Source organism: Nocardiopsis ansamitocini (assembly GCF_030268225.1).
GTDB classification, from domain to species: domain Bacteria; phylum Actinomycetota; class Actinomycetes; order Streptosporangiales; family Streptosporangiaceae; genus Nocardiopsis_D; species Nocardiopsis_D ansamitocini.
In genome coordinates this window covers 497,597-518,481 of record NZ_BSQG01000005.1, presented here as the reverse complement: position 1 = coordinate 518,481, position 20,885 = coordinate 497,597, and the positions used below count along the sequence as shown (strand labels likewise).

Annotated in this window: 13 protein-coding genes; 5 read left to right on the top strand and 8 right to left on the bottom strand. The window is 64.5% G+C overall.

The features are described from left to right. Window positions 1-37: 37 nt before the first annotated feature. A complete protein-coding gene (locus QSJ59_RS17130) occupies window positions 38-1,399 on the bottom strand; it encodes a serine hydrolase domain-containing protein (protein WP_285760574.1) in 1,362 nt (453 codons plus the stop codon). 687 nt (window positions 1,400-2,086) lie between these two features. On the opposite strand from QSJ59_RS17130, the gene QSJ59_RS17125 reads away from it, so the two are divergent. After that, entirely contained in the window at window positions 2,087-2,308 is a 222-nt protein-coding gene (locus QSJ59_RS17125; protein ID WP_285760573.1) for a hypothetical protein, read from the top strand. Between the two features lie 553 nt (window positions 2,309-2,861). Here the strand turns inward: QSJ59_RS17125 and QSJ59_RS17120 are convergent. Continuing rightward, on the bottom strand, window positions 2,862-3,101 hold the full coding sequence (locus tag QSJ59_RS17120) for a hypothetical protein (protein ID WP_285760572.1): 240 nt from the start codon (window positions 3,099-3,101) through the stop codon (window positions 2,862-2,864). A gap of 244 nt (window positions 3,102-3,345) precedes the next feature. On the opposite strand from QSJ59_RS17120, the gene QSJ59_RS17115 reads away from it, so the two are divergent. Together QSJ59_RS17115 and QSJ59_RS17110 are read left to right on the top strand one after the other, a co-directional pair. Continuing rightward, window positions 3,346-4,626 carry a sensor histidine kinase gene (locus tag QSJ59_RS17115; protein ID WP_285760571.1) on the top strand — a complete coding sequence of 427 codons (1,281 nt, stop codon included), beginning with the start codon at window positions 3,346-3,348 and terminating at the stop codon, window positions 4,624-4,626. Beyond that, entirely contained in the window at window positions 4,614-5,264 is a 651-nt protein-coding gene (locus tag QSJ59_RS17110; RefSeq protein ID WP_285760570.1) for a response regulator transcription factor, read from the top strand. Before QSJ59_RS17115 ends, QSJ59_RS17110 begins: the two co-directional genes overlap by 13 nt. A gap of 314 nt (window positions 5,265-5,578) precedes the next feature. On the opposite strand, the gene QSJ59_RS17105 is transcribed toward QSJ59_RS17110, so the two are convergent. From QSJ59_RS17105 to QSJ59_RS17080, 6 genes are all read right to left on the bottom strand, one after another. Further along, entirely contained in the window at window positions 5,579-6,976 is a 1,398-nt protein-coding gene (locus QSJ59_RS17105) for a glutamine synthetase family protein (RefSeq protein ID WP_285760569.1), read from the bottom strand. Window positions 6,977-7,371: 395 nt separating this feature from the next. After that, the gene (locus QSJ59_RS17100) at window positions 7,372-7,734 is read right to left on the bottom strand and encodes a pentapeptide repeat-containing protein (protein ID WP_285760568.1); all 363 of its coding nucleotides are present in this window, start codon (window positions 7,732-7,734) and stop codon (window positions 7,372-7,374) included. A 15-nt stretch (window positions 7,735-7,749) separates the two neighbouring features. Further along, complete coding sequence (locus QSJ59_RS17095) at window positions 7,750-8,001, bottom strand: hypothetical protein (RefSeq protein WP_285760567.1); 252 nt, start codon at window positions 7,999-8,001, stop codon at window positions 7,750-7,752. Window positions 8,002-8,258: 257 nt separating this feature from the next. Continuing rightward, the gene (locus QSJ59_RS17090) at window positions 8,259-9,176 is read right to left on the bottom strand and encodes an SDR family oxidoreductase (protein ID WP_285760566.1); all 918 of its coding nucleotides are present in this window, start codon (window positions 9,174-9,176) and stop codon (window positions 8,259-8,261) included. Next, complete coding sequence (locus tag QSJ59_RS17085) at window positions 9,173-10,378, bottom strand: FAD-dependent monooxygenase (RefSeq protein WP_285760565.1); 1,206 nt, start codon at window positions 10,376-10,378, stop codon at window positions 9,173-9,175. The genes QSJ59_RS17090 and QSJ59_RS17085 overlap by 4 nt, the downstream gene beginning before the upstream one ends. A 3-nt stretch (window positions 10,379-10,381) precedes the next feature. Then, a complete protein-coding gene (locus QSJ59_RS17080) occupies window positions 10,382-17,677 on the bottom strand; it encodes an amino acid adenylation domain-containing protein (protein ID WP_285760564.1) in 7,296 nt (2,431 codons plus the stop codon). A 509-nt stretch (window positions 17,678-18,186) separates the two neighbouring features. On the opposite strand from QSJ59_RS17080, the gene QSJ59_RS17075 reads away from it, so the two are divergent. Both QSJ59_RS17075 and QSJ59_RS17070 read left to right on the top strand, forming a co-directional pair. After that, window positions 18,187-19,494, top strand: a complete 1,308-nt coding sequence (locus QSJ59_RS17075) for a LuxR family transcriptional regulator (RefSeq protein WP_285760563.1) — start codon at window positions 18,187-18,189, stop codon at window positions 19,492-19,494. Window positions 19,495-19,554: 60 nt separating this feature from the next. Then, complete coding sequence (locus QSJ59_RS17070) at window positions 19,555-20,868, top strand: phthiocerol/phthiodiolone dimycocerosyl transferase family protein (RefSeq protein WP_285760562.1); 1,314 nt, start codon at window positions 19,555-19,557, stop codon at window positions 20,866-20,868. The last annotated feature ends 17 nt before the right edge of the window (window positions 20,869-20,885 follow it).

Below are 20,885 nucleotides of genomic sequence, written 5' to 3'. Positions count from 1 at the left end.
GCCGACCGTTACGGGGGACTGCGGGAAGGGTGCGGGGTCAGGCGGCGAGGTGCCGGGCCACGGCCGCGCGGCGCAGCGTCCGGCCGTTGTACTGCATGGACTCGATGGGGCCAAAGACCCCTGCGGCACGCAGGAAACGGCCACTGAACAGCGGCTGGTCACGTTCGGCCGACGTCACGCTGAAGGTGAGGTCGGGGTCGGCGTCCAGTACGCCCACGAAGCCGTTGGAGACGCCGAACCGCAGCGCTCCCGTGCTGTCGGAGGTGACGCTGATGGAGAGGTCGCCGTTGGTGTAGTCACCGGTGACCTGCTCGCCGACACCCGCCGCCGCGCCGACCGGGGCGGGCTGGCAGTAGTGGCCGATTCGCAGACCGGCGTTGCGCAGCTCCACCACCAGCTCCTCCCACAGCTGTAGACCGCTGGTGGCATTGGTGGTGAGGGCCACGGCCGCTCCGCCAATGGGGTCGAACCGGACGTTGCAGGTTCCGCCGTCCAGGGTGCCGTCGTGGCCCAGCCAGCGGGTTCCGTCGGCGTGGAAGATCCCCCACCCCGCGCCCCAGCCGTCGGCGAGGCCGAAGGGATCGGCACCGGTGACGGAACGCCCCATCTCGGCCAGCACGTCGGGCCCGGCGATCGCTGTTCCGGGCACGGTGTCGTCGTCGCCCATGAAGGCGCGGGCGAAAGCGACCAGGTCGGTTGCGCTGCCGGCGATTCCTCCGGCGGCGGCCAGCGTGGACTCCACGTAGAAGTCGATCGGGGTGACCTGGCCGGTCGCGGCGTGCACGGCGTGTCCGCTGACCGTGTCCGCCACGGCCGAGGGAAAGCGTGCATCGTGGATGAAGGCGAGGTCGAGTCCGGCGGGGCGGGCCAGGTAGGAGCCGAGGGTTTCCCACCAGTCCTGTCCGGTGACGGCCTCCACGATGTAGGCGGCCACGGCGTAACCGGTGTTGGAGTAGGAGAACGCGGTACCGGGGCGCAGGAGCTGCTCGGTGCCCAGCACCGAGGCGAAGTAGCGGCGCAGCGATGCCGAACGCAGCGGTTCGCCCTCGTGGTCGGAGACCAGGCCCGCGGTGTGGCTGAGCAGATGGCGCAGCGTCACCGTGTGCATCGGGTGGCCCTGTGCGATCCGGTGTGTCGCCAGGTAGGCGGGGACGGGTTCGTCCAGGTCGACCTCGCCCTCCTCCACCAGTTGCATGATCAGCGCGGCGGTGAAGACCTTGCTGACCGAACCGAAGGCGAATCGTGAGCGGGGGGAGACCGGCCGAGTCGTCCCGGACCGTTCCACCCCGTAGGTCATTTCGTGCAGCCCGCCGTCCCGGTAGACGGTGAGTTGTGCGCCCGGTACACGATGCCTGTGGGCCAGCTTCTCAAAGAGGTCCGACAGGTGTTCGCGTTCCATTTCGTCTCCCCCGTGCAATCTCGTAAATCCGGTGAATCTATGCGATTCCGCCCCTGAGTGGTACGGCTGACCCTAAAACCCGTAGTAGGGCAGGGTCTACCTATAGGGAAAGACTCACCCATACCGAGGTAAATGTGCAAGTGGGTGCGGCGGGAGCCGAAAAGCGCAGGTGTGGGCCTCGGAGGTGCTGGAGCAGGGCTTCTGCGGGGTTTGCGGAGGTGAGGCGGATGTGCGGCTGTGCGCCCCTCCGCTGTGAGGCGCAAATGCCTATTGGATAAGGGATTCGGAAATTCGAGCAGCCTCGGGGAGGGGTGGTGGCTCTTCGGTGCTGTGCGATCCGTCCCGCTCTCCCTGAATCCCGGATCCGGTGGTTTCCCTCGTGGGGCGGAGGTCAGGTGCACCAGGTGGCTGTGTACCTATTTTTGAGTAGAGAGCGCTTTTTCTCGGTTCCGACCCGGTGGAGAACGCGGTGGAAAAAGTGTTTCGCAAGTGCTCTGAACAGCAAAAACAGTATGTCTGTGGCAGGGGGGCCGGCGCTCTTCCCTTGTGAAGATCTTTCGAGGATTGGTCGAGGGGAATGGCCGGAATCGGCCATGGGGGGAGCTGGGGAAATAAAAGCGGTCCGCTCCCCGGGCAATCGTGAAAAGAAGTGGGGCGTTCGTGCGGATGAGTGGGGGATTCGGTGGGGTGGCCATCGGCGGCGAGGAGAAGGGGGTGTTTGGAAGGGCTCGTGCTGTGCGGGCAAAAGGTGCGTTCCATGGTCATGAGGAGCACGAAAGCTGCACTGTTCTATTGCCGTGTTGTCGAATCGATCATAAAGACGAAGAGGCTTGCCGAAAAATCTTCGCGGTGGCCATTTTCGGCCATTACGACAAAAGCAACTATTTTTCGCCTGCCGGTGCGGTATGAGGTGGGAACGTGAAGGAAAGTTTTGCCGAACAAGGGCGGCAGCGTCGCCCGGTGGGAGAGTGGGGCGCTTCCGGGGTCGGCGGGAAACCATTCACCGGCGCTCGGTAGAGGCGGCGGGAACCATTCACGTCTTTGGCCCGGCGGAGAAAAACCGGGGACGGTCGGAGGAGTGGACCGTCATCGGCCACTGCGACAGCGCCCGGCAAAGGCATTCCGGCCGGCGCGCAACCAGGCCGATCACACCGCGGTCATCGCAGGTGGGCGCCGCTTCTCCGGAGTTTCGGTGCCGCGCGCGGCAGCGGCGTCACGTCACGCTCCGGGCGGGCGCGGTCCCACGGCGATCGCGCAGCGAGGAGCCCGTACGGATCGACGGCCGGCTGCCGCATCCCTGCCCGGGCACAGAATCTGCGGCTCCTCCGCGCACCGTGCCGAGCGGGTCGACCAGCGACCGCACCTCAAACACCACGAGCCCGCGCCTGGCCGCAGCCCGATCCGGTCGGGGCAGCCGCTCAACGAACGGCACCGCGCCCGGCCGGCGTGTGCTTCGACGACGTCACCGCCGGCGCAGGTGGCCGACCACCAGCAGCACGATGCACAGCACGGTGATCAGCCCGAAACTCAGGCTGACCAGCGTGGGGAACCCACTCAACGAGGTGACCGCGTTGGCCGTGGCGCTGACGATCAGTACCGTCCACAGCAGTCCGCGTCGCAGGGAACCGTCGCGCACCGCCTCCCGGCGCCGTCCTCTGCGCGGCGCATCAGGGGTGTTGTCGATCCGATAGGGGTCGCTCATGACTACTCCGTTGCTCGTAGGCGGATACAGGTGGGGCGAGGCACATGGCACACATCGGCCACAGCGTGCCTTACCCGAGGCTAGGAAGAAGGCCCCGAGAACAGCGATCCCGCACCCTGGCGCAACGGGAGTAGTGCAGGCTGTACCCGCACCGTCCCCTGATTTTCCGGGCGACCGGTCCGCGACGGACGGTAAGGTTCAGAGCCGACCGCCCCACCGGTTCGGAGAGGAACACGGGTCAGCCATGGACCGCAGTCAACGGTTGTCCCCCCGCACCGCAGTCCTTCGCGAAGCCGCCGTCACCGGCCTGCGCAACCTCTTCGACGCGCTGGAGCGTCTCGCCGGTGGCCTGGTCACAGCGGTCCTGGCACTGGCCACCGCTACCGCACTGCTGATCGTGGCAGTCACCGGCCCGCTCGGTATCGGTCTGCTCCTGCTCCCCTCCGTGCTGAAACTGGTGCGCACGGTCGCCGACCGCGAACGCGACCGGCTCTCCCGCTGGGGGGTGGATGTCCTCCACCCCTACACCCGTTTTCCGGCCGGCCCCGTGGACAGCCTGCGCAGCATGGTCCACGACCCCGCCACCCGACGTGATCTCGCCTGGCTGCTGGCACACGCCTCCCTGGGATTTCTCCTCGGGCTCCTGGGCGTCCTTCTGCCCGTCTTCGCCGTACGCGACCTCAGCTTCCCGCTGTGGTGGTGGCTCCTGCCCCGCGAGGACGCCGGCGCGGCCATCGGAATCCCCGTCAACGACTGGCCCGCCGCCTTCGCCGTCAGCCTCATGGGCCTGGGGTGGGGCGCTGTCGTCTTCGGACTGGGGCCACTGATCGCACGAGCCCAGTCCTGGCCCGGACGCAAGCTCCTCGGCCCGCCCGCAGGCACCGACCTCACCCAACGCATCGCCGAACTCACCAGCACCCGTGCGGCGGGACTCCACGCACACGCCGTGGAACTACGCCGCATCGAGCGCTCATTGCACGACGGGGCGCAGAACCGGCTGGTCGGCGTCACGGTGCTCATCGGTGCCGCACGGCGCGCACTCCAGAACGACCCGGCCCGCGCCGACGCCGCTCTCGAACGCGCCCAGACGATCACCGAGGAGGCGCTGGCGGAACTGCGCGTGGTCGTCCGCGCGATCCTGCCCCCCATGATCGCCGACCGCGGACTGGACGGCGCCCTCGAAGCCTTGGCCGCCGCCTGCTCGGTGCCCTGCGAGGTCGACGTCGAACCCATCGGACGCTGTCCGGCCTCCATCGAGTCCACCGCCTACTTCGTGGTCGCCGAGGCACTGACCAACGTGACCCGCCACAGCGGAGCCGGACGGGCCGAGGTCGCCGTGCGCCGCGAAGGCGACCGGCTCGTCGTCCTCGTGCACGACGACGGCCGAGGCGGCGCCCACGAGGCGGCAGGAACCGGCATCCTCGGGATCCGACAACGCGTGGAAGCCCACGACGGAACCGTCCGCGTGCTCAGTCCCGAGGGCGGACCCACCACCATCACCGCGGAGCTGCCATGCGGATTGTGATCGCCGAGGACGACGCCCTGCTGCGCGAGGGCCTGACCCTCCTGCTGCGCGGGGAAGGACACGAGGTGGCCGCCGCGGTGGCCACTCCACACGAGTTCCTGGCCGCCGTGGCCGCGCAGCCCCCCGACATCGCCCTGGTCGACGTCCGCATGCCCCCCACCTACACCGACGAGGGCATCCGCGCGGCGGTCCAGGCCCGCAGCGCCAACCCCGGCCTGCCTGTTCTGGTGCTCTCCGCGCACGTCGAGCAGACCTTCGCCACGGACCTGCTGGGAGCGGGTACCTCCGGTATCGGCTACCTGCTCAAGGAACGGGTCGGCCGGGTCGACCGGTTCCTCGACACCCTCGACCGGGTCGCGGCCGGGGAGACCGCCATCGACCCCGAGGTCGTGGCGCAACTGTTCACCCGCAAACGTCCCGGCGACCCCCTCGGCCGGCTCAGCCCCCGAGAGCACGAGGTGCTCGCCACGATGGCCGAGGGACTGGGCAACGCCGCCATCGCTGAGAAGCTGGTCGTCACCGAGGGCGCCGTTCACAAGCACATCCGCAGCATCTTCAACAAACTGGACCTCGCCCCGACCGACCGCTCCGACCGCCGCGTCGCGGCCGTACTGCGCTACCTCGACTCCAACCGCTGATCCGTACGGTCGGGGCCCGCCGCCACCGCGCGGGGATTCGCCCCTCCTGCGGCAGGGCGTCCCGCCCCACGGCGCGGCCCGTTCGCGAACTCCTCGGGCTCGGCGGGAACCGGGTGCACACCGGTTCGGCCCTCGCCCCGTCTGGAGCGGGGTGCTCGTCGAGGACGGTGCGGATCGAGGCGGTCGTGGCGTCATGGATGGCGGACGGCGTCGACAGTTCGGTTCCCCCACCCGAGAAACTGGCGTGGACCCCCGCCCTTTCGCTTCTCGACGTAGGGGCGGCGGGGGCGGCGTGTCCCTGGCGTACGGCGGTCTCAGTACCCCGCGTCGGTGTAGGCGTCGCGCTCCCAGTCGGTGACGGCGGTGCAGAACCGCCTCCATTCCAGGGATTTCATCGCCAGGAAGAGCGCGGCGGTCTCCTCGCCCAGGGCCCCGGTGCTGACGGGGTCGGCGGAGAACCGCTCCAGGGCCTGCTCCAGCGTGTGCGGCAGTGCGGGGAAGCGTTGCGCGGAAGCGTGGTCCTCATGGGCCTTGTCCGGACCGGGGTCGGTCTGGTTCTTGATGCCGTCCTCGATCGCGGCGATGAGGACGGCATGGGACAGGTAGGGGTTGGCCATGGCGTCCGGGAGCCGGAACTCGACCCTCCCGTTCGCCGGTAGACGCAGGGCGCACGCCTTGGTCTCCCGGCCCCAGTTGACGTGCGAGGGGGTGAATTCGCTCGCTTGGGCGAGGCGTTTGTAGGAGTTGACGGTGGGACACACGACGGCCGACATCGCGGCCGCGTGGGTGAGGATGCCGCCCATCGCGTACCGACCGATGTCGCTCAGGTGCAGCTCGCGCGTCTGGGGGTCGCTGAACACGTTGACCCCGTCCCGCCACAGGCTGAGGTTGTGATGGCAGCCGTTTCCCATGTGGCGGTCGCTCGGCTTGGGCATGAAGCTGACGGTGAGCCCCAGTTCGCGTGCGACCTGTCGGCAGATCTGGCGGTGGACGATCAGCCGATCGGCGGTGCGGTCGGCATGGTCGAACATCCAGTTCATCTCCAACTGGCCGTCGTCGCCCTCGTGCCCGCCCTCGGTCATGTCCAGGCCCAGCGCCTGCCCGTACGCGATGATGCGCTGGTAGACGGGCCGGAACCGGTCAAGGGAGTCGAGATGGAGCGCCGGAGTCACCCGATGGCCCCGAGGAGGTTCCAGGCCAGGTCCGCTCCACGCGGCCTCCGGCTCGCAGCCGCTGCGCAGCTCCAAACCGGTGCGGGTGGTGAAGTCGGCGTGCATGCGTTGCAGGCCGCCCCGTACGTCGGTGGGGAGGGGCTGGCCGCGCACTCCCTCGGGCCGGTGGTCGGGCTCGTAGAGGCGACAGAAGAACCGGGCCGTGCGGGGATCCCAGGGGAGTACGGCGAAGGTGTCGAGGTCGGGCATGGCCGTGAACTCGGCCGCGTCGTTGCCGCCGCCGAGAAGCTCCCCGGTCGGATCGGTGTGCAGGTCCCCGAGGACGGTGCGGAACTGCTGGACGCCGTTCTCCAGGCTGCGTCGGAGATGCCGGGCGGGCACGGTCTTGCCGACGACCCGCCCGGTGAGCGTCACCGCCTGGTAGTGCACGTAGTCGATGCCGGTTTCCAGGATGCGTTTGCTGACATCCTCCACAGCGGTCGAGTCAGTGTTCAGCTCGCGGTGCTCATCCAGCGTGGTGCGGCCGTTCGAGATTGTCATACTTACCTCGCAGACAGCAGGGCGGGCCAAGTGGCAAGGAATGGCTAACCCCGGGCCGCGGGACGTAAACCAGGAGGATGGGCCGGTCTCACACCCGGGTGTGGTTGTCGTCGGTTGTGGACTGCACCGCTGTGTCGGCCGCTGCCGCGTACGGGGCGGGCGGTGCGGCGGGTGCGCGCCCGATCGAGGGAGGCCCGGCCGTTCGCCGGCTGCGTGATGGTGCACCCTCGATGGCACCGGCCTCGTCATCCGTGCTTTTCGACCCGGCTGTCCGGGCTCTGTCGGCGTCTTCCGAGCAGGCTCCGCCCCCGGGACGTGCCTGCCCGGTGCGATACGTCGCTACCTGTCCTTGACGGTGATGCCCAGGGTGAACGCCGGCGCCGGCGCCATCCCGGTCAGTTGCGCCTCGCTGATGGTCGCCCCCGCAACGACTCGTAGCCCGAGGCCAGGTCCAGTCCGGCCGCGTCGCGAAGATCGACCTTGGTCATCGATGCCTTGGCCAGGTGGACGCCTTCGAGGGTGGAGCCGGGGAAGGAGACCCGGTTCAGGACGGCCTGGCTGAAGTCCACGTCGATGAGGGCGCAGTTCTCGAAGACGACGTCGAACAGTTCTGCGGCCCGGACGTTGACCGCGTTGAGCTTGCAGGACGAGGACACCACCCGCTGGATGCCGGAGCCGAACGCCGCGATACCGGTCAGCAGGCTCGCGGCCACGTAGCTATCGCTCCAGCTGCACTCGGCCGGATCGGTGCCGGTCATGCGCACGGTGTGCAGTCACACGTCGTTGAACCCGGACCGGCGCAGCCGCCCGTGATCGAATTGCACATTGCTGAAGGCGCTCTCGACGAAGCGGGACCCCACGGCATCGACGTGGTCGAGGGAGGTGCCGTCGTAGGGGAGGACTTCGTGGATGTCGTGGTCCGGCCGCGTATCGGTGAAAGGTTCCAGGACGTCGGCGCAGGGCAGGTCCGCCACCGTCGCGGGCACGCGCACGGGCTTCGTAGAGGGGCTTATCAGATCCTTCATGGGGTTGACGGTTCTGGGAACCGTTGGTGGTGGGGGTGTTCTTCCCGGAGGAAGAACACCCCCACCCGTCAGGTCCCGGACTGGTGTGCATAGAGGGCCGTTTTCGGGCTTTTCCTGTCGGGATGCTCCGTTCGCAAGGGGAGGGTCAGGCAATCCCGCCTGTGATCACGTGGCTTGTGGCTGCCGCGAGCCTCTTTTGGGGCGAGTGCGGTAGTGGAGAGGTCCCGATGTGACCTCTCCTGTGAAGGGAGAAGGTCTCAGTGCGAATCTCGGTTCCAGTCCCTCGCGGTCGGAGGAATTCCTGCGAACATCTGGTCCAGCATTCGGTCGGGCATGACCCGGGCCAGTATGTTCACTCGCCATGAGTCGACTCCCACGCGGTACCGGGTGCGAGGTGAGGAATCCGTCAGGGCTCTCGCCACCGTGGTCGCGAATTGTTCCGGGGTGGTGCGGCTTTGTGCGGCCTGTCCTGCGTTGGCCTCGACGAACGCGGAGAAGGACGCACGGTAGATCTCGGCAACGCCTGGGGGAGCAGTACGGAGCGCGTCCGTTGCGATGTCGGAGAGTTTGCTCCATATGGGGGTCATGATTGCTCCGGGTTGCACTACGGACACGTTGACCCCGCTCGTCGCCAGTTCCCTGCGCAGCGCATCGCTCATCGCCTCTTTGGCGAATTGCGCCGCAGCATAGGCCCCCATGTAAGGGATCGCGACTTTTCCCAGACCAGAGGTGATGTTGACGATGCGTCCCCGGGTACGGCGCAGTGAAGGCAAGTGGGCCCGGATCATTGCCAGTTGGCCTACGACGTTGGTCTCGAGTTGGCGACGCAGCATCTCGCTGTCGACGCACTCCAGCGGTGCGGAGACGGCTATCCCCGCATTGTTCACGAGACCCCAGAGCCCGGAGGGGTACTCAGCCTCGATCAATTGGGCTGAGGCCGTCACCGAGTCGTCGTCGGTCACGTCGATGATCGCGTAGCGGAGTCGTCCCTCCAGGGATTCCGCGACCAGCTTTTCTCCGTCTTCCGGCCGCCTGACGCCGGCAACCACATGGAAGCCGCGATTCTCCAGATCGAGGGCGCATTCCCGTCCCAGCCCCGACGAGGCTCCGGTGACCAGTACGGGATGTTCGGGAACAGGGCGGCGGGGGAAATGGGGGTGTGCGTTCTTGCTCATGGCCGATCCTCTCTGCTACCGGGGACGGGCGAGTTGTCCGTCCCGTGTCCGGGGAAAGTCAGCGCCGGTTCCAGTTGTCCGACGAGTGTCCGGTGCGACATGTACCTGAAGTAGGAATCGCGTATCCGGCGACGCAGCGGCCCCTGGGACTGCTCGAAGTCGCTGATGGTTCGTGTCGCCTCGACGATGCCCCGGGTACGCTCTCGCCTCGCGTCCTCGTAGGCCCGCAGCGCCCGTGGGCCATGCGGTTCCAGTTCCACGTGACGGGCGAGCACGACCGCGTCCTCGATCGCCATGGCCGATCCTTGGCCGAGGCTCGTCAGCATTGGGTGGGCGGCATCGCCCAGTAGCGTGACCGGCCCGCGTCCCCAACGCTCCAAGAACGGCCTGTCGCGGGATGAAACAGACAGAACGTCCTTCTTGGGTGTGACCCGGATGGCCTCGCGAACCTCGTCGGGCCAATCGGAGTAGGCGTCCAGGATTTCTGACTTGCCCCCGTTCCACGCTGCCGAACGTTCCGCGGACATGTTCTTGGTCCCCCACCAGTAGAGCCGTCCCTGGCCGATGTCCACCAGGCCGAAGCGCATGCCGTCGCCCCAGAAGTGCACCACCGAGCCGGGAGGAAAACGAGGGTGTTCGTAATCGGTGATGCCCAACCACACGATGTAGCCGCTGTCGTGCGCGGGCTCGTCGGGACCGACGATCTGCCGGCGCACGGCCGAGTTGAACCCATCGGCGCCGATCAGCAGATCCGCTTCCGCTGTGACTCCGTCGGTGAAGTGCGCGCGCACCCGGTCATCACGCGTCTCGAATCTCTCTACCGCGGTCCCCAGGGTTAAGGGGATTCCGGATGCCTCCTCCTGAAGCGCTGCGAACAAGTCGGGGCGGCCGATGCAGACGCTGGGCACACCGAGGCGGTCGATGATCTCAGGAAAGGGGAACTCTCGGATCAGCCGCCCTTTCCTGTCCTTGACGAGATAGGTGTCGAGTGTCCGCCCGCGTTTGTCCAGTTTCAGATCGATTCCGAGAGAGTCGAGTGCGGCCACCGCATTGCTCATGACCGACAGGCCGAATCCTTCTGCCCGGATCTCCGGCGCCCGTTCGTACACTTCCACGTCGAGGCCGACCCTTCGCAGGGCGATGGCAGCAGTGAGACCACCGATTCCGGCACCCACGATAATTGCCGTTCTCTTGGTATTCATCAGTCACTCTCTTCCGGTGGCAACGCTGTCGTCGATGATGCCCAGCACCTTTGTTGCGACGTCGATCACGTACGGCTCCTCCATGATCGTGAGGTGGTCCCCCTCGACCTCGATCACCGACAAATTTCCCGAAGTGCGTTCCCGCCAGCCGTTGGCCGGGTCGGCGTGCATGCTCCCGATAGCGCTGTGCATGGACATGAGCACATCAGGAAGCGGTTTCTTGGCGTGTACGAGGACCATGTCCTGATCGACGACCTCGGGCCAGTAGTCAAAGGCAGACCGCCAGTTCGCCTCGTAAAGTCGGAAAAGACGTCGAACGATCGCGTCCGTGCTTCCCGGAGGAAGGACGCCCTCGTCGATCGCCAGTTGGGTGATGAACTCGAATTTCTCGTCAAGGGTGACGAGCCCGGCTGGTATCACCGCCTCGGGTGAAGCCCCGCCGCGCTCCAGCCAGAGCAGCTCCCAGAAGAACCAGGCGATGAGAGCCTCGTCGTCGACTCTTGCGTTCCGCCCGGCCCCGAGCGCCGTTGTGTCCAGCAGCACCAGAGAACCGATCCGCTGGCCGGCCTCTCGAAGTTGGCGCGCCATTTCGAAGGCAACGAATCCGCCGAACGACCAGCCGCCGATGTGATAGGGCCCTTCGGGTTGCACTTCCCGCATCGCCTCGATGTAGCAGCGGGCAATTTCCTCCATTCCGCGTATCGGTTCGGTCCCGGAATCCGTCCCGAATGCCTGCAGAGCGAAAAACGGTTGCTCGGCCGGTAGGTATTTGGCGAAAGGCACGTAACACAATACGTTGCCCCCCATTGGATGGACATAGAACATCGGTGCGCTGGACCCGCCCCGGCGGATCGGAACCAGCGGATTGAAGGCAGTGCCGATCGAATCGCCCTGCTCGCCGGAAACCGGGAGACGCAGCGCCAGTTCGGCGACAGTGGGGGATACGATCAGTTCGGACAATGGGATGGGCGAGCCGAAGCGCTGTTCGATGAGCACCGCGAGCCGCATCGCAGTGATGGATGTTGCACCCAGCTCGAACAAGTTGTCATGAATACCAATTCCGGGGAGGTCGAGCAGATCGCCAAGCATTTCGACCAGTACGCGCTCGTGGGAGTTGGTGGGTGCTGCTGAGTCGGTGGACCGGTTCTGGATCCGTACGGTCCTGCGTCTCAGGGCGTCGTCATCGCGTTTTCCACTGGGAGTCGTCGGCATTGCGGGAACCCATTCGAAATGCACGGGAACCATGTAGTCGGGCAGGACCGATTGGAGCCGTCGACGAATACCGTCGAAAACGGTTTCTTCCTCACCACCGGCCAGGTAGGCGGCAAGGAAATTGTCACCGCTCTCGCGGCGTCGGGCGACCACCGCGACTTCCGCGGCATCGATATTGTTGAAGGCGACCGCCTCGGCCAGGGCGAGTTCCACCTCCCCCGGCTCCACGCGGTAACCGCGGATCTTCACCTGACGGTCGGCCCGCCCCAGACAGACGATGTCGCCGCCGGGCAGCACCATGCCGATGTCGCCCGTCCGGTAGATGCGTTCCCCGTCGCTGCGCGTCGGGTCGGCGACGAACCGCTCCTCGGTCAGCTCAGGACGACCGGCGTAGCCGGCCGCCAGGCACACGCCACCGAGATAGATCTCCCCCTTGCCGCCGACCGGTGAGGGACGCCCGAGAGAGTCCAGGACCAGTACGCGGGCTCCGTCGATCGGTTTGCCTATCGGGGGGAGGAGCGGGAAGCGCGCCGGGTCGCCCGACAAACTGTGAGCGGTCACGACATGGCTTTCGGTCGGTCCGTACTGGTTCTCCAGAACCACCCCGTCTAGTGAACGACAGAACTGGCGGATCTCGTCGGTCACCTTCAGCTGTTCGCCCGAGGAGCCGATGACAGCCAGTCGCCTCGGGACGATCCCCAGTGCGCTGGAGGCCTCTGCGAGGCGCTGGAGGGCCACATAGGGCATGAAGAGACGCTCGACCTCTGCGCGGTCGATCATCCTGAGAAGTCCGGGCATGTCCCGCCGAAGTTCTTCGGAGACCACCACCAGCGTTCCGCCCCCGCAGAGAGTGGAGTACAGCTCCTGGAAGGAGACATCGAAGCTGAGCGGCGCGTACTGCAGTGTCCGGCCACCGACCGCCCCGCTCGGAACGCGGTTCTGCCAGGCGACGAGGTTGGCCAGCGCCCTGTGCGGCATGGACACGCCCTTGGGGGTGCCGGTGGACCCGGAAGTGAAGAGCAGATAGGCCTCGTCCTCGGGAGACACCCGGGGAAGAGCGCCTGACGCCTCGCGCAAAGGCGCGGCGGTTCCGGCTACGAGGGACGCAACCGAGAGCACCAGGCTCTGGTCCTCGATGAGGTCCGCGTAGGCCGGATGGACGACCACGTGCTTCGGTGCACTTTGTTCGACCATGAGGCGCAGCCGTTCAGGAGGATAAGAGACGTCGAGCGGGACGGCCGAACACCCCGATCGTGCAACACCGAGCAGGACGGCGACCGTCTCGGATCCTCTTTCCATGGCGATTGCGATCCTGTCGCCCGGGTTCGCGCCTGCCGACAACAGTTTCCGCGCGATGCGTTCGGAGATGTCGTCCAGCCAGGCGTAATTCCAGGTCTCCTCACCGAACACCAGGGCAGTCCTGCCCGGTGCAGCCCGGACACGTTCCTCGAACGCGCTGACGACGTCGACGGGAGTACAAGCCCGGGGAGCCGCGGACAGCATGCCGGCCGGCGCGAGGAACGAGAGGTCCGCCGCTGCCGTCGGTTGTTCGGCGATGCGACGCAGGAGCCGCGCGTAGATCTCGGCGAACAGAGCCCCTTGCTCCTCGGTGAAGACACGGCCTGAGAAATCCATACGCAGGCGGATACGACCGTCGACAGGGTCCGCCATCGCGTTGACCAACAGTGTGAAGTTGGTTTCTTCCCAGGCTTCGAAACCCCGGTCCTCCACCCCGGGGACCTGGAAAATCGGGCCCAACTGTCGAAAGTGGATGTAGTTGAAGGCGGTGTCCACCAGCGTGCCGGCGCCCAAATCCTCCTGGATCACGGCGAGGGGGACCCGGCGGTGCGGATGGGCCTCACGTTCGACTTCGACGGTGTTTCGCACCGCCTCGAGCCAGGTGCCTCGGTCGAAGGAAGAACGGATGGGAAGGGTGTTGAGGAAAAGTCCGCAAATACGCTCACCGTCCTCTATGTCGGGACGGCCGTGGGTGACCAGCCCGGTGGTGAGGTCGGCTTGTCCTGAAAGGGCTCTCAGGGCCATTAGGTGAGTTGTGAAGAGTATGGATTTGACCGGGAGAACGTGCTCGTCGGCCAAGGAGCGGACGGCCCCTTGGAGCTCTTCGGAGAGCACGATTTCGCGGACGATGAGTTCGGTTCCGGTGTCGTGGCCGTGTGCTTTGAAACCTTCGATCTGCGGGGGAAGCGCGCCGTCAAGTCGTGCCCGCCAGTACTCCCGGCTGTCCACTGAGGCGATCGCGGCACGTTCGTCAGCTGCGTGCAGCGCCGGGGTAGGGGGCTTCGCTCCCGTCACCGGACCGATTTCCATGCCTGATGTGTGCAGGTAGTCCTGGAGAAGCTCGCTCAGCAGATTGGCGACGCTCCCTCCGTCGAGGAGAGCGTGATGGAAGGAGAGCACGATCTCGACTGTCTCGGGCATGACGAATGCCTGGAACCGGTAGAGAGGAGCCTGGTCGAACATGTAGTCGTGAAGGCGCCACTTCTGCATGTATTCGACGACGGCCGCCTCGGCCTTCTGCGCCGGGACCTGGCGGAGGTCGGCTGTCCCGAGTCCCCCCGATACCGTCCGGTCGACGACCTGAAGTGGTTCGGAGTAGTCGGCAAGCGCGAACGAGGAGCGCAGAGCCGGGTGACGCGAGGCCAACCTGGCGAATGCCGCACTGAAGCGTTCTTCGTCCCAGGGCATTGCGATGCTGTATCTGAAGACGTCCTTGTAAACGGCGGAGTCTTGGCGTTCTCTGCTGTGAAAAAGTAGGCCGAGCTGCAGCCTGGTGATGGGGAAGGCGTCCTCCCGGCCTTCGAGGCGGGCACGGTCGACCTGGGAAACCAGGGCGAACGGCTCCAAGGCCTTTGCCCGAGTGGAGACCGTGCGAGGATCACTGCCGGTCAACCCCTGGTCGACGAGTTCGGCCAACGCCTTCACCGTGGGGTTCTGCACCAGATCGGACAGGTCGAAGGGGACACCGGCCTTCTCAGCGAGCGCGCGTACCCGCAGCATGGTGATGGAATCGCCACCGAGGCCGTAGTAGTCGTCGTGGACACCGACGTTGTCGACTCCGAGAACTTCAGCCAGAACGCCTGCGAGTACGGTCTCCGTGGGCGTGGTCGGGGCGCCTCCGCGTCCTGTCCGGAGAGCTGTGCTCGGAGAAGGCAGGGCTCCGCGGTCGGCCTTGCCGCTGGGACTGAGCGGAAGATGGTCGATACGGATGTAAACGGCAGGAATCATGTATTCCGGAAGTGAGGCGCGCAAGCGGGTAGACAGATCAGCGGTGTCGAGCTCGGCTTCGGCTGTGTAGTAACCGACGAGAACGGTCCCGCGTCCCGCTTGGGTGTGATCGATGACCACCGCGTTCCGAATCTCGCTCAGGGAGACGAGCGCGTTCTGGACCTCTCCGAGCTCGACCCGGTTCCCGCGGATCTTCACCTGGCCGTCGAGACGACCGAGGTATTCGATGGTGCCGTCGTGCAACAGACGTGCGAGGTCTCCCGTCCGGTAGAGACGGCCGCCCGGCGAGAAGGGGTCCTTGACGAATTTCTCGTCGGTCAGGTCGGCGCGGTCCAGATAGCCCCGGGCGACTTGTACCCCGCCGATGCACAGTTCCCCGGGGGTGCCGATCGGTTGGGGGCCGCCGTGAGCGCCGAGCACGTAGAGGCTGGTGTTCTGCACAGGGCGTCCTATGGGGACGCGGGCGACCGGACCAGCGGAAGCAGGCGGGCAGTCATAGCGGGTGACATCGACAGCGGCTTCCGTGGGGCCGTACAGGTTGACCAGAAGAGGAGCGGTTCCGTCCTTCTGTGCACCGTCGAAGATGCGGTTGAACTGATTGACGCGTTCGGCCGGGAGGGCCTCGCCGCTGCAGAAGACGTAGCGCAGGCTTGATGCGGCGGAGCGAGCGGAGGAGTCATCCTCCAGAAGGTCGAGAAAAGGGCCCAGCATTGACGGAACGAAGTGAATGGCCGTCACACCGTGGGCGTGAACGGATCTGAGGATCTGGTGCGGATCCTTCTCCGCTCCCGGGGGTAGAAGCGCCACGGAAGCTCCCCGGGAGCTCCACCAGAACAGTTCCCACACCGACACGTCGAAGGAGGTGGGCGTCTTCTGTAGAAGGGTGTCGTCGGCGCCGATCGGATAATGGCGTTGCATCCAGGTGAGGCGGTTGACAACCGAATGGTGCTCGACCATCACCCCTTTGGGGCGGCCGGTCGATCCGGAGGTGTAGATGACGTAGGCGAGGTCGCCGGAGTCGGCAGCGGGCGCCAGGGGCCGGTTCGAACCGTGGAAAAGGTCCGAAATGCGGTGGACGGATATGGCGCCGGGTGCACGGTCCTCGCTCACGCCTTTGCTGAGCAGTACGGTGCTTGCTCCGCAGTCGTCGAGCAGCATACGGATTCGGGCCTCAGGGTAACTCGGATCGATCGGCACATACGCGGCACCGGCCTTGAGGATTCCGAGGAGACCGGGGAGCAATTCGGTTCCGCGTTCGGCCATGATCGCGACCCGGGAGTTCGAGCCGACCCCTTCCGCCCGTAGGGTACGAGCGACCTGGTTGGACAATCGGTCCAATTCACCGTAGGTGGTCAGTGTCCCGGACCCCTCGTCGTGCACTGCCGGGTGATCGGGGGTACGCGTGGCGTGCTCGCTGAAAAGGATGTCGAGCGTCTTCTCGCTCGGATAGTGTGCGTATTCTCCCTGGTGGCGGCGCACGACGACTTCGTATTCGGAGTCGGTCAGCATCGATAGGCCCGACACCGGCAGCTCTGCCAAGTCGAGCCCCTTGCGGACCAATTCGTTGATGTGTCCGGCGAACGCCTCGGCGGTGAGATCTTCGTCGAAGACGTCGCAGGCATAATCGAGATCGACGCGTAGATCGTCCTCGTCCTCGAAAGCGTGGACCATGATCGACAGGACGTTCGCCTCATGGACAGGCGCCATGATTGTTGTCGTTCGTTCGAGGCCGGAGATCTGAGGGGGACGCGGATAGCGCATGTAGGAGAGGGTCACGTCGAAAAGCTGACGTCTTCCTCCTGGTCCTGCTGCCGTTTCACGGAGGATCTCGCCAAACGGGAGGCGTTCGTGCGCGCGCATTTTCCTTAGTCGGTCTTTGGTGGCGCTGGCGAGATCGAGTATCGGGGTCTTTTCGTCCACCTGGATCCGTAGCGGAAGATTGTTGGCGAACTGACCTATGATTTTATTTTCGGTTGTGCTGTGCCGGTTGAGAAAAGGAACTCCCAGTACCACTTCTGATGAGCGGAGAACGCGGGTGAGCCAGACGCCGACCGTTGTGGCAAGGTAGGGTAGCGGAGAACTTCCCGCCTCCAGGATTCGTCTGACGATCTTGCCGTCGATCGTGAAGGAGTGCCGGCCCCGCTCGGCACGGCCGGGGGCGGACCGCGTGAAGAGCGCCGGTGTGAACCCGTCCAAGTTTTCTCTGTGGAAACTACGGTCGCGTTCCTGCTGGACGGAGGTCGTGTATGCGTGCGACCGGCAGATCTCGGCAAAAAAAGAATTCGGTTCGCTGGTGGTCCTCACCCTCCCGTCAAGACGATCTCGATAGTCCGAGATGATCTCCAGGGACAGCTGGTTCAAGGCCCACGCATCGGCGACGATGTGGTGTGCTTTTAGGTAAAGATGAGTGGATGTAGGGCTTTCCACGAGCAGCACGGTTTGGAACAAAGGACCGTCTCCCTGCTCGAAAGGGTGGTTCAGGGCGCGTTCCTGCCACAGGCTCACCGCCGCGGCGGGATTCTTCTCGGCCGATAGGTCGACCGTCTCCACCCGTGGTGTCCACGAATCCTGGTGGGTCGGCCAGAGGCGGGGAATGCCTTCCTCGTCCTCGGTGATTCTCATGCGAAAAGCGTCATGCCGACGCAGCGCGCGTACTGTGCACGCCTTCAGCAGATCACGGTCCGTGACGCCTTCCAAGCGTTCATTGATGACGACGTTGAACTGGGGGCTGCCCGGCATACGGGATTCGGCAGCCCAGATGTCGTTCTGGTACACGCTTGGCCGGATCTGGTCGGCCAGGCGTGGCACATCAAGGGTGTGCTTCGTTCCGACAGGGTTCACTGAATACCCCTTTACGCGTTTCCGGTGGAAAGAAGGGCGCTCGCGGACTGCTCGGCCCAGTGAGCTGGACATTCCATCGGAAAGATAAAAGATTGCCCTCTGGTTCGGCCACTGCGTGATCAAGTAGGCGCTGTGCCGACTACGCGGAAATTTCGCAGGTCAATGCGCTGATCGTTAATATTTAAGAAATATAGGAGTTGGTTTGGAGGGGATGATCATCGGGATGAAGATCATCTTCTCGACTTGCAGGTAAAGCTACGGATTCCGTGCCCCGGAACTCGCTGTTAAATGGTGAGTGATCTAGATCACTCACGATTTGTCTTGCGGTGGATTCAATGGTCGCAAACAATCGGAACGACCGTACAGCTTTCTGTTCTCGGGTGTGTGCTGGGGGATCGGCCTGGTTGCCGTCGATGGTTCTTCCATACAGCTGTTTCGTTGCTGTTCTTCGTGTGTAAATTGATTGTTCGAGTTGAATTGTGGGTTGCTCGGATGGGGGGAGGAAAATTATGAATTTCATTTCACTTGGAACTTCGAAAGGTGTAGATGGATTCAAGCTGAGACAGTTCGAGATTCGGTGCGGATCAAAAGATGACCGTCGAACGAACCCTCTTCGAGGGCGTTCGGACGAACGGTCGGAGGTTCTCCGTGTACTTGGAGAGGCGAAAAATCGACGACAGTCGGTGGCTATTTTGATCGAAGGGCCTCCGGGGGTCGGAAAAACGCGTTTCGCCGAAGAATGTCTTGATTTTGCCCGCAAATTGGATTATGAAGTGCGAGGCCCCACTCGCTGTCGGATGAAAGGGGGATGCTCGCTCGTTCGGGACTGCGATTGCCTGTCCTGCGGTTGTCCCCGAATCAACGTCGACCGCATTCCCGATGAAGCACTGCCTTCTGGTTCCAGCGGGTCGGGAAGCGGGGGTTTCGGTTGTTCGCCTGTCGGCCGCAGCGTCTGGGTTTTCGCTTCCAGCCCCGGAGGGGATCCTCTGAGCGAAATCGACCTGCTGAAGCCGGCGGTTTCGAACATTTGCCGAATAAGACTTGGCCCCGTCTCGCGCTCCGCAGTGGTCCAGATTGCGGAAGACGTCCTTGGAATCCCTCCTGGGAAACGTTTGTCCGAGATGCTTTTTCGGGCTGGAGGGAGCCCGGCGCTTGCCCTTGAGACGCTTAAGGGAATCAAAGAGGAAGGAGTAGTCGTACAGCAGGGAAATTTTGCCGACATAGGAGAGACCCGCCTGCCGGGCCGACTCTACTCGTGGGTCGACGGTATTCTCGAGCAGGGGCCGAGGCATATAAAAGAGTTTCTCGCTGCTTGTGCGGCGGTGGGTGAGGGTGCGGACGTGATCGAATCCGTTGCCCCCGTGGTCGGGAAGAACAGGGAAGAAATTTTTTGGGCTGCTGCGGCGGCCTACAATCTGGGAATCCTTGGACGAGGAATAAAAATTCAGTTCCAGAGCCCGATCGTGCACGAAATTTTCTGGAGTTATATTCCTCGATTTTTTCCGTCTCTTCTTGCCGGAGGTGTCGGTGAGAACTTGCGAATTAGTCGTGTTCCTGATCGGAAGCCGACTCCGAAGCTGACCCGACAGGAGATGCGCTTGGTCCTGTTGACTTCCGAGGGTTACACGAACCAGCAGATCGCGCGGCGGCTGAGTATTTCACAGCACACGGTGAATTATCATCTCAAGAAACTTTTTAAAAAATATGAGGTGAATTCCCGGGTTCGATTGGCTCGGACCGCACTCATGGACGCAGCGCCTCTTGCTGATTCCCATTGGGAAGCCGATCAGGGGATCAAGCGGGCCGGTCATGGTTAGTTGAACTGCTTGAACCATGTTCCACGACAAGGAGATTTTGTTTTGCGTCCACTTAGTAATTTGGAGCGTTGGTACTGGATTGCTGACCAGATTTCCCCACTCAACGTCGTTGGAAGGATGCGGATAGAAGGATATTTTTCCCTCGCGGTGGCGCGCGAATCCCTTGATTCGTTGCAGCGGCGCCATCCATTGCTCGGTGTCGCCATAGAGAAGATAGGGGAAAAAGGTCCGGAATTCGTCGAGTCGAAGTGCCCGATTCCTCTTGAGTGGACCCGGGCCGGGTCGGGGCGGGTCGGTTCGAGCGCGCTTTGGGAGGACGACGCCGATTCCCGGTACCTGTCCGTCGGGACGGACTGGCGCTCGGGGCCGCTCGTGCGGGCCGCCGTAACGAGCACGGCTTCGGACCGGGGCGAAAACGGCGTACACGAACTCGTGCTCGTCCTGCACCACGCGATCGCGGACGGCACCACCGCCGTCTCTCTTCTCCAGCAGTGGGTCGAGACGGCCGCGCAACATCCACGCGACGTCTCCTCCGCGCCTCCCCATCGGCGGCTCGCCGCCACGGAGGACCTCTTTCCCGACCCGTACCGCTCGTTCCGCGGAGCGGGAGCAGCCGAACAGAAAAGGAACCGTGACAGCCTGGACGTCGCCCGTCATGCTCCCGTCCGTGTTCCTCGGGAACGGCATGTGGACTTCCGCGACCGCAGGACCCGGCTCGTCCATCGTCGTTTGGACGCAGCGGCGACGAAGGCCCTGTCGACTGCCTGCCGAAAGAGGTCGGTGACCGTTCACGGCGCTCTCGCCGCGTGTCTGGTCGAAGCTGTGCACAGAGACGCGGGAACACCTGCGGGAACCTATTTCATGATCGGTTCACCGGTGAGTTTCAGAACGGAACTGGATTCTCTGGTGCGCCCGGACGAGGCGGGCACCTATGTCGCCACTCTGCCGACGATGATCAAATGCAACCCTGAATTCGATATCTGGGCCGTGGCCGGGTCGGTCAACGCCGACCTTGCGGAAAGACGCGCCCGCGGTGAGCATTTTTCGATGATCAGTGACTTGAGCGCGCGGGTGCCGGCCGGAATCGAAGAGAGCATGGAACTCCTCGACTATATGGACAAGGAAGGACCTATCAACCTCTGCCTGTCCAACATCGGAGTGCAGCCGATTCCCGAATCCGTCGGCGGGTTCACCGTCGTGGATGCCGATTTCGCCGCGGGAATCTCGGTTACCGGCGTCCTCGTGGTTGCCGCGACGACCACCCATGGGTGTCTGAGTCTGAACTTCACCTATGTCGACGGTCTTGTCTCACGCGATCGTGCTGAGCGGATCGCCGACGATTCCCTGGACATCCTGCTGACCCACACCGCCTGATCGAGAACTGTTCCGCC

Excerpts from the sequence above, each read along its gene's own strand:
- QSJ59_RS17105 (WP_285760569.1), bottom strand. The coding sequence starts at position 6,976 with ATGACAATCTCGAACGGCCGCACCACGCTGGATGAGCACCGCGAGCTG.
- QSJ59_RS17130 (WP_285760574.1), bottom strand. The coding sequence starts at position 1,399 with ATGGAACGCGAACACCTGTCGGACCTCTTTGAGAAGCTGGCCCACAGG.
- QSJ59_RS17095 (WP_285760567.1), bottom strand. The coding sequence starts at position 8,001 with ATGAAGGATCTGATAAGCCCCTCTACGAAGCCCGTGCGCGTGCCCGCG.
- QSJ59_RS17085 (WP_285760565.1), bottom strand. The coding sequence starts at position 10,378 with ATGAATACCAAGAGAACGGCAATTATCGTGGGTGCCGGAATCGGTGGT.
- QSJ59_RS17110 (WP_285760570.1), top strand. The coding sequence starts at position 4,614 with ATGCGGATTGTGATCGCCGAGGACGACGCCCTGCTGCGCGAGGGCCTG.
- QSJ59_RS17090 (WP_285760566.1), bottom strand. The coding sequence starts at position 9,176 with ATGAGCAAGAACGCACACCCCCATTTCCCCCGCCGCCCTGTTCCCGAA.
- QSJ59_RS17120 (WP_285760572.1), bottom strand. The coding sequence starts at position 3,101 with ATGAGCGACCCCTATCGGATCGACAACACCCCTGATGCGCCGCGCAGA.
- QSJ59_RS17115 (WP_285760571.1), top strand. The coding sequence starts at position 3,346 with ATGGACCGCAGTCAACGGTTGTCCCCCCGCACCGCAGTCCTTCGCGAA.
- QSJ59_RS17075 (WP_285760563.1), top strand. The coding sequence starts at position 18,187 with ATGAATTTCATTTCACTTGGAACTTCGAAAGGTGTAGATGGATTCAAG.
- QSJ59_RS17100 (WP_285760568.1), bottom strand. The coding sequence starts at position 7,734 with ATGACCGGCACCGATCCGGCCGAGTGCAGCTGGAGCGATAGCTACGTG.